At 60.6% G+C, this 7,680-nt stretch carries 9 protein-coding genes; all 9 read right to left on the bottom strand.

Going from position 1 to position 7,680, the window contains the following annotated elements:
• On the bottom strand, positions 1-1,517 hold a 1,517-nt coding region (leuS, locus tag Q0J74_RS09370; protein ID WP_297213825.1), incomplete at its 3' end, for a leucine--tRNA ligase.
• Positions 1,518-1,665: 148 nt separating this feature from the next.
• On the bottom strand, positions 1,666-2,025 hold the full coding sequence (gene rsfS / locus Q0J74_RS09375; protein WP_297213799.1) for a ribosome silencing factor: 360 nt from the start codon (positions 2,023-2,025) through the stop codon (positions 1,666-1,668).
• Positions 2,026-2,038: 13 nt separating this feature from the next.
• Positions 2,039-3,565, bottom strand: a complete 1,527-nt coding sequence (locus tag Q0J74_RS09380; RefSeq protein WP_297213802.1) for an LCP family protein — start codon at positions 3,563-3,565, stop codon at positions 2,039-2,041.
• Between the two features lie 22 nt (positions 3,566-3,587).
• Positions 3,588-4,778, bottom strand: coding sequence for a nicotinate (nicotinamide) nucleotide adenylyltransferase (nadD, locus tag Q0J74_RS09385; protein WP_297213805.1), 1,191 nt, complete (start codon positions 4,776-4,778; stop codon positions 3,588-3,590).
• An 18-nt stretch (positions 4,779-4,796) separates the two neighbouring features.
• Positions 4,797-5,117, bottom strand: coding sequence for a ribosome assembly RNA-binding protein YhbY (gene yhbY, locus Q0J74_RS09390; protein ID WP_297213808.1), 321 nt, complete (start codon positions 5,115-5,117; stop codon positions 4,797-4,799).
• Positions 5,101-5,700 (bottom strand): XTP/dITP diphosphatase, encoded by a 600-nt coding sequence (locus Q0J74_RS09395; RefSeq protein WP_297213811.1) that lies wholly within the window; start codon positions 5,698-5,700, stop codon positions 5,101-5,103. The genes yhbY and Q0J74_RS09395 overlap by 17 nt, the downstream gene beginning before the upstream one ends.
• 3 nt (positions 5,701-5,703) lie before the next feature.
• Positions 5,704-6,405, bottom strand: a complete 702-nt coding sequence (rph, locus tag Q0J74_RS09400; protein WP_297213814.1) for a ribonuclease PH — start codon at positions 6,403-6,405, stop codon at positions 5,704-5,706.
• Between the two features lie 47 nt (positions 6,406-6,452).
• Positions 6,453-7,352 carry a signal recognition particle-docking protein FtsY gene (gene ftsY / locus Q0J74_RS09405; protein WP_297213817.1) on the bottom strand — a complete coding sequence of 300 codons (900 nt, stop codon included), beginning with the start codon at positions 7,350-7,352 and terminating at the stop codon, positions 6,453-6,455.
• A gap of 18 nt (positions 7,353-7,370) precedes the next feature.
• Positions 7,371-7,604, bottom strand: coding sequence for a hypothetical protein (locus tag Q0J74_RS09410; RefSeq protein WP_297213822.1), 234 nt, complete (start codon positions 7,602-7,604; stop codon positions 7,371-7,373).
• Between the last annotated feature and the right edge of the window lie 76 nt (positions 7,605-7,680).

The following is a 7,680-nucleotide window of genomic DNA, read 5'->3' on the forward strand; positions in this document are numbered from 1 at the left end:
TACCAGCTGGAGCCGGCCCACTGGGGCATGGTGTCGGTCTCCCGCTTGGCGGGGCCGCCGCAGCAGGGGCAGGTGGTATTCACCCAGCTTGTCATCTTGGAGAGGGGGGATTCGCCGTCGTCGGTAGGCTCGTAGGAATCCACGTCGGGCAGCAGCAGGGGCAGCTGGTCCTCGGGCAGGGGCTGCCAGCCGCACTTGTCGCACCACACCATGGGGATGGGCTCACCCCAGTACCGCTGGCGGGAGAACACCCAGTCCCGCAGCTTGTAGTTCACCTTGGCCTCGCCGATGCCCTTCTCCTCCAGCCACTTGGTGATGACGGGGATGGCATCCTTCACCGTCAGGCCGTTGAGGAAGTCGGAGTTGACCAGAATCCCGGTCTCGTCCTTGGCAGTGAAGGCGGCCTTCTGCACGTCCTCCCCGCCGGAGACAACCTCAATAATCTCGCAGCCAAATTTCTTGGCAAACTCCCAGTCCCGGTCGTCGTGGGCGGGGACGGCCATGATGGCGCCGGTACCGTAGGTGGCCAGCACGTAGTCGGAGATGAAGATGGGAATCTCCCTGCCGTTGACGGGGTTGATTCCCTTCACCCCGTCCAGGCACACGCCGGTTTTTTCCTTGTTCAGCTCGGTGCGCTCCAAATCGGACTTGGAGGCGGCGGCGGCCTGATAGGCACGTACCTCGTCGGCATTGGCCAGCTTGCCCCCCTCCAGCCAGCCCTTCACCAGAGCGTGCTCGGGAGAGAGAACCATATAGGTGGCGCCGAAGAGGGTGTCGGGCCGGGTGGTGAATACCACGATGTCCTCCCCGGTGGTGGCCTTGAAGGTGACCTCCGCGCCGGTGGAGCGGCCAATCCAGTTCTTCTGCTGAATCTTCACCCGTTCGATGAAATCCAGCTCGTCCAGATCGTCAATGAGCCGCTGGGCGTACTCGGTGATCTTCAGCATCCACTGGCTCTTCTCCTTGCGGATAACAGGAGAGCCGCAGCGCTCACACACGCCCTCCACCACTTCCTCGTTGGCCAGCACGCACTTGCAGGAGGTACACCAGTTCACCGGCATGGTGGTCTTGTAGGCCAAGCCGTGCTTCCAGAGCTGGAGGAAAATCCACTGGGTCCACTTGTAGTAGCTGGGGTCGGTGGTGTTGATGACCCGGTCCCAGTCGAAGGAATAGCCCAGCATGTGCAGCTGCCGGGTGAAGTTCTCAATGTTGTCGTGGGTCACCTTGGCGGGGTGGATGTGGTTTTTGATGGCATAGTTCTCCGTGGGCAGGCCGAAGGCGTCATACCCCATGGGGAAGAGCACATTGTACCCATCCATCCGGCGCTTCCGGGCCACCACGTCCATGGCGGTATAGGGGCGGGTGTGGCCCACATGCAGGCCCTGTCCGGAGGGGTAGGGGAACTCCACCAGGGCGTAGAACTTGGGCTTGTCACTGTGGTTCTCGCAGCGGAAGGTCTTTTCTTCCGCCCACTTTTTCTGCCACTTGGGTTCAATGGCGGCAAAATCGTACTTCAAATCTCTCACGCTTTCCTATGAACTCTGGCTGCGGCCTCAGGCCGGATGCAATCTGTAATATTATACTGGAAATGCGTCCTGATTGCAAGTATTCCACCGGAAAAAGCGCGTCCGCCCAAAATAGGCGGACGCGCTTCCACACACAGGTTCAGTTTTCTGTCAGCACATCGCTCAAATCCACAGGAGTGGCGTCGCTCCACAGCCGCTCCAGATCGTAGAACTTCCGGGCCTCGTCATTGAAGATGTGGACCACTACGGAGGAGAAGTCCAGCAGAATCCAGGTGCCGCCCCGGTGGCCCTCAATGTGATGGGGAGGCTCTCCCGCTTCCTTAAGCACATGCTCGCACACATCGGCTAGAGCCTTGATCTGGGTGGTGGAGGTGGCGGAGCACAGCACGAAGTAGTCGGCCAGGGTGGTCAGACTGGCGGTCTCCAGCACCTTGATATCCTGTCCCTTCTTGCTGTCCAGGGCTTTTACCGCAGCGAAGGCAATTTCCTTAGGCGTCATTTATAACTCTCCTTTATGCCACGGGCTCCATACCCGGGCCGTATTCAATCTCTTCCGTAGCGGCAGGCGTGGAAACCGGCGCAGGGGTGGCAGCCGACGTGGGGGTAACTGCCGGCGTAGGGGTGGCGGCCGGCTCGGACGGCGGCGTAGGCGTCGCCTCCGGGGTGATACTGGCTGCGGGACTCTCAGCGGGCTGGATACTGGGGGAGACCGCCGGACTCTCGGCAGCCTCCGGACTAGAAGCGGGTGTCTCGCTTACCTCCGTCACAGGCTCAACCGTTTCCACCGGTTCCGGATTGCTACTGGGCTTACTACTCTGAACGGCAGCATTGGCCTTGGTATCCTCCACCACACCCCGTGTGGAGGACAGGGTGCCATCCGCATTTACTGACATAATATCCAGCTCGTTCAACTCTAGATCCTCTAGATAGGGATTGAAGTACTGGTTGATGATCTCCAGCATCTCATCAGCAATGGGAACCACATAATCCAGGTCCTGTCCGTAGGTCCGGCTGTAAGCATAGGCGCTGGTAATCGGCAGAGTGACAAAGTTAATATCCTCCACCGACAAGCCACCCAGCACAGCCTCCTGGGCAAACCAGGCGATGTTGTTCATGGTCAGATTATCACTGATGTCCACATTATCCACAAAAATCTTGGCCATTTGAGGAATGGTATCTAACCCGATGCTGGTGAGGCATTTTTCAAAAAGTACCTTCAAAAATGCCTGCTGGGTCTCGATTCGGCCCAGGTCGCCATTGGGATATCCGCCGTAAATAACCAGCTTTCCATCCACAATCTTGTTGTTTTTCCGCCAGCGTAGCAGCTGCATCGCCTTGTCCCCGTCAATCTCTTGCACACCTGCATCCAAGTGGATATACAAATCCTGATCCGGGTCCTCATAGTCCATCTTCACTGGCACATCAAAGGTAACAGGCCCCACTGCGTCCACAAGTTCGCCTACCGCCTCCCATTCCACGACGAAGGTGTAGTCGGGCTGGAAACCGATGAGGTAGGACACCTCTTCCCGCACAAATTCCACCCCGTCCTTATCATAGTAAGGGGCATAGTTGTAGACCGAGTTGATCTTTTTCACATCCCATGGCACATTCACCATGGTGTCCCGGGGAATACTGATAACATTAAGCTTCTGGTTGGGAATGTCGTAGGACATTACAATAATGGTGTCCGTGTTGCCGCCGCCTCCGGTATCCCGGCCCAGCAGCATGAAGGTAAAGAAATCTTCCTTCCGGTCCCCATACAGGCGGGGACCATCACCATAATCTCCAATCTCGCCGCTGCTCTCCATGGCCGGCGGGGTGATGCCGGGAGGCTCCGGCTTGACCACCAGGAGTCTATAAGCGATGGCCGCCACCACAATGACGGCCGCAATCACCGTCAGGACAAGGAACAGGATGCGCAGCGTCTTTTGCTTTCGGGTAAGCTGAGGTCTGGGTTTCTTCTCCCGTCGGCGGGACGCCGTTGGTTTCTTCTCCAGCCGGGCGCCGCCCTGGGTGCTCTTTCTGTGTTCCGGATTCATGCTTTTATGGTTCCTTTCCGTTTCATTTGCTCCTCAGCCAATCCCTGGACCGCACCGTATTGGGATGCACGGGCAGTCCCCTCTCCTTCATTTCCTGGATGCTCATTTCGTTTCCCGCCAGCACCGCCTGGTCCAAATCCCGATAGGCCAGCTCCCGCAGGCGCTCCACGCCGGGAAAGTCCCGGTTGGGTTCCATATAGTCGGCGATATAGAGGATTTTTTCCAGCAGGCTCATGTCCGCCCTTCCGGTGGTATGCCAGAAGATGGCCTCATACACGTCGTCGCTCACCCCATACACGTCCCGGGCCACACACGCCCCCGTCTTGGCATGGAGGAGCTTCACCGCCTGCCGCTCCAAGTCATCCAATACAATACCATATTTTTTGCACAGCTGCAACTGCTCCTCCATGTTCAGGTACTTGGTGCAGTCATGGAGGATGGCGCCCCGGCGTGCCTTCTCCTCATCAGCCCCCCAGCGCCGGGCCAGGCGCACCGCTTCCTCCTCCGTTCCACGCACGTGGGCGATCCGCTTGGCCTGGATCATGGAGTAGGAGCAGGCCCGCAGCTCCCGGTCGGGCAGGTGCCTGAGGTCATACCGAACGCCGTACAGCCCGTGGCGGATGATGTAGCCGTACACTGCCGGGGGCAGGTACTCCTGTCCGTCCCCGTCCGCCAGCATCCGGCGCAGCTGGGTGGAGGATACCTCCACAATACGGGGCAGCTGGAGCACCCGGGTAGAGGCTCCAAAGCGCCGGCGCAGCTCCTCCGCCTGGGCGGTCAGGGTACGTATGCTGTCCGACTGGGCGCGGGCGAAGGTACAGATTCCCGCCAGGCGGGTAATCACCTCCGGCTCCCGCCAGGTTTGCAGCGTGAGGAACATATCCGTTCCCATCAGCAGCCAGAGTTCCGCCTCGGGGTTTGCCTGTTTCAGCTGTTCCAGGGTATCCACCGTATAGCTCTTGCCCGAGCGCTCCAGCTCCATTCCGCTGACCTCCACCCGGCCGGGCTGGAGCAGGCTGTCCGCCGCCAGGGCCGTCATAGCCAGGCGCTGCCGCGGGCTGGGACTGTTCTCCTCCATGGCTTTGTGGGGGGGCTCTGCCGCCGGAATGAAGCGCAGCCGCTCCAGCTCCAGGGCCTCCAGCGCAAACCGAGCCGCCGCCAGATGTCCCAGATGAGGGGGGTTAAAGGTTCCGCCATAAATACCCAGCTTCATGCAAAGACCTCCTCCGGTTTAATCCCGTTTCCTGGATGCCGTCAGAATGATCCTGTCCTTTTTCTCCTTGTTATGGGTTGGACGATACAAAACAAATTTTGTTCCAATCACCTGCACCACTTCGCTGCGGGTGGCCTTTGCCAGCTCCTCGGCAGCCTCCCGGCTGGTGAGCAGGCTGTTCTCCAGCACCCTGCCCTTGATGAGCTCCCGGGCCTCCAGGGCGTCGTCTGCCTGCTTGATGAGGTTGGCCCCGATACCGTCCTTGCCCACGTGGAGAATGGTGTCGATGCCGTTGGCCAAGCCCCGGAGCTGGGCGCGCTGTTTACTGGTCAGTTCCATTGAAATACTTCTCCAATTCCGTCTTGAATTTGTTCAGGGCCTTGCCCCGGTGGGAGATGGCGTTCTTCTCCTCCGCCGTCAGCTGGGCAAAGGTCTTTTTCAGCTCCGGCACGAAGAACACCGGATCATATCCGAATCCGCCCTCCCCTCTGGGGGCATAGGCAATGGTGCCGGGACACTCCCCTCTGGCCTCCACCTTGTCCCCGTTGGGGAAGCAGCAGCAGATGGCGGAGACAAACTTGCCCCGCCGGTCCAGCTGGCCCCGCAGGTTCTCCAGCAGCAGCCGGTAGCGGCCCTCATCGTCCAAGCCGGGGCCGCCGTACCGGGCGGAATACACCCCCGGGGCGCCGTTCAGGGCGTCCACGCACAGGCCGGAATCATCTGCGATGGCGGGCAGGCCGGCGGCCTCACACACCGCGTGGGCCTTCAAATAGGCGTTCTCTTCAAAGGTGGCTCCGGTCTCCTCCACCTCCACGTCTACCCCCACGTCGGACTCCAGCACCACCTCTACCCCCAGCTGAGAGAGGATATCCCTCAGCTCCACCAGCTTATGGGCATTCTTGCTGGCCAATACCAGTTTCATGTTCTATCCCTCCAGCACATCTTTCTGGATGTTCCGCAGCTGTCCGATACCCTTGGCACACAGCTCCACCAAGGCCCGCTGCTCAGCGATGGTAAAGCTCCGGCCCTCACCGGTCCCCTGAAGCTCCACCAGCTCCCCCGCCCCTGTCATCACGCAGTTTAAATCCACCTGGGCGGCAGAGTCCTCCTCGTAGCACAAGTCCAGCAGCAGCTCGTCCCCCACAATGCCTGCGGACACCGCCGCCACCGAGCCTGTCAGGGCATTCGCCGCCCCGATCTTTCGCAGAGCCAGGGCCAGGGCCACATAGCCCCCGGTGACGGAGGCGGTGCGGGTTCCCCCGTCTCCCTGGAGCACATCGCAGTCCACAGTGACCGTCCGCTCCCCCAGTTTTTTCCTGTCCACGCAGGCGCGGAGGGAGCGGCCCACCAGCCGCTGGATCTCCGCCGAGCGGGGGGAGAGCTTCAACTTGGCGATGTCCCGCTTGGACCGCTCCCGGTTGGCCCGGGGGAGCATGGAGTACTCCGCCGTCACCCATCCCTCCCCCTCGGGGACATGGCGGGGGGCGCCCTCCTCCACGCTGGCGCAGCACAGCACCTGAGTGTTGCCGCAGCGGATCAGGCAGGAGCCCTCCGCAAAGCGGCTGAAATGGGGTATGATTTCCACAGACCGCAGCTGGTCGTTGGCCCGGCCGTCTATTCTTGCCATGACAAAAACCTCCCAATGGGGGCCGATGCGGACATCGGCCCCTGCGATTAAATCAGCGCCTCCACAAAGCTCTGGGCCTCGAAGGGCATCAAATCGTCAATACCCTCCCCCACGCCGATGTATTTCACCGGCACCTGGAGCTCCTGGGCGATGGCGATGACAATGCCCCCCTTGGCCGAGCCGTCCAGCTTGGTGAGCACGATGCCGGTAATGCCGGCGGCCTCCTTAAACTGCTTGGCCTGGATAAGGCCGTTCTGGCCGGTGGTGGCGTCCAGCACCAGCAGGGTCTCCCGGTCGCAGCCGGGCAGCTCCCGGTCCACCACCCGGCTGATTTTCTTCAGCTCGTTCATCAGGTTCTGCTTGTTGTGCAGCCGCCCGGCGGTGTCAATCAAAATCACATCGGACCCCCTGGCCTTGGCGGCGGTGAGGGCGTCAAACACCACGGCAGCGGGGTCGGCCCCCTCGTGCTGCCGCACCAGATCCACCCCCGCCCGACCGCTCCAGATCTCCAGCTGGTCGGCGGCGGCGGCCCGGAAGGTGTCGGCGGCGGCCAGCAGCACCCGCTTGCCCTCCCCCTTCAGCCGGGCGGCCAGCTTACCGATGGTGGTGGTCTTACCCACCCCGTTCACCCCGATGAACAGGGCCACAGAGGGGGTAGTGGCCAGTTGGAGCTCCGGCTGGCCCACCTGGAGCATCCCGGCAAGGATGTCCCGCAGGCAGACCCGGGCGGCATCCATCTCCTTGATTTTCTCCTCCCTCACCCGGCGGCGAAGCTCCTCCACCGCCTTCAGGGTGGTGTCCACTCCCATGTCCCCCAGGATGAGGGTCTCCTCCAGCTCGTCGTAGAAGTCATCGTCCAGCTCCCCGGCAAACAGCTGGTCAAAGGAGTGGCCGATGTTTTCCCTGGTGCGGGTAAGACCCGCTTTGATTTTTTCAAAAAAGCCCATGTGCTCCAAATTCCTTTCCTATTCAATCGGCCGCTTGCAGTTGGGACACTTGTCCGTTTTGTTGACCCCCAAAAAGCTCCCGCAGTCCGGGCAGCGCCAGTAGCGGTGCAAAATGGCAATAGCCACGGCGATGAGCACCAGACCCGCCACAAACAGCAGAATAAATTGGATAACCAGCGACAGGCAGATCAGCAGTGCCGCTACAATGGACATGCGCTCCATAATCCTGCGGGCTTTATACGCTTGTTCCATTTCCAACGCTCCTCATTTGATATTCAGCTCTTTTTCCACGTCATTTAAATTGATGGTCAGCAGGCGGCTGATGCCC

This window comes from uncultured Flavonifractor sp. (assembly GCF_944387675.1).
In the GTDB taxonomy this organism is placed as follows: domain Bacteria; phylum Bacillota; class Clostridia; order Oscillospirales; family Oscillospiraceae; genus Flavonifractor.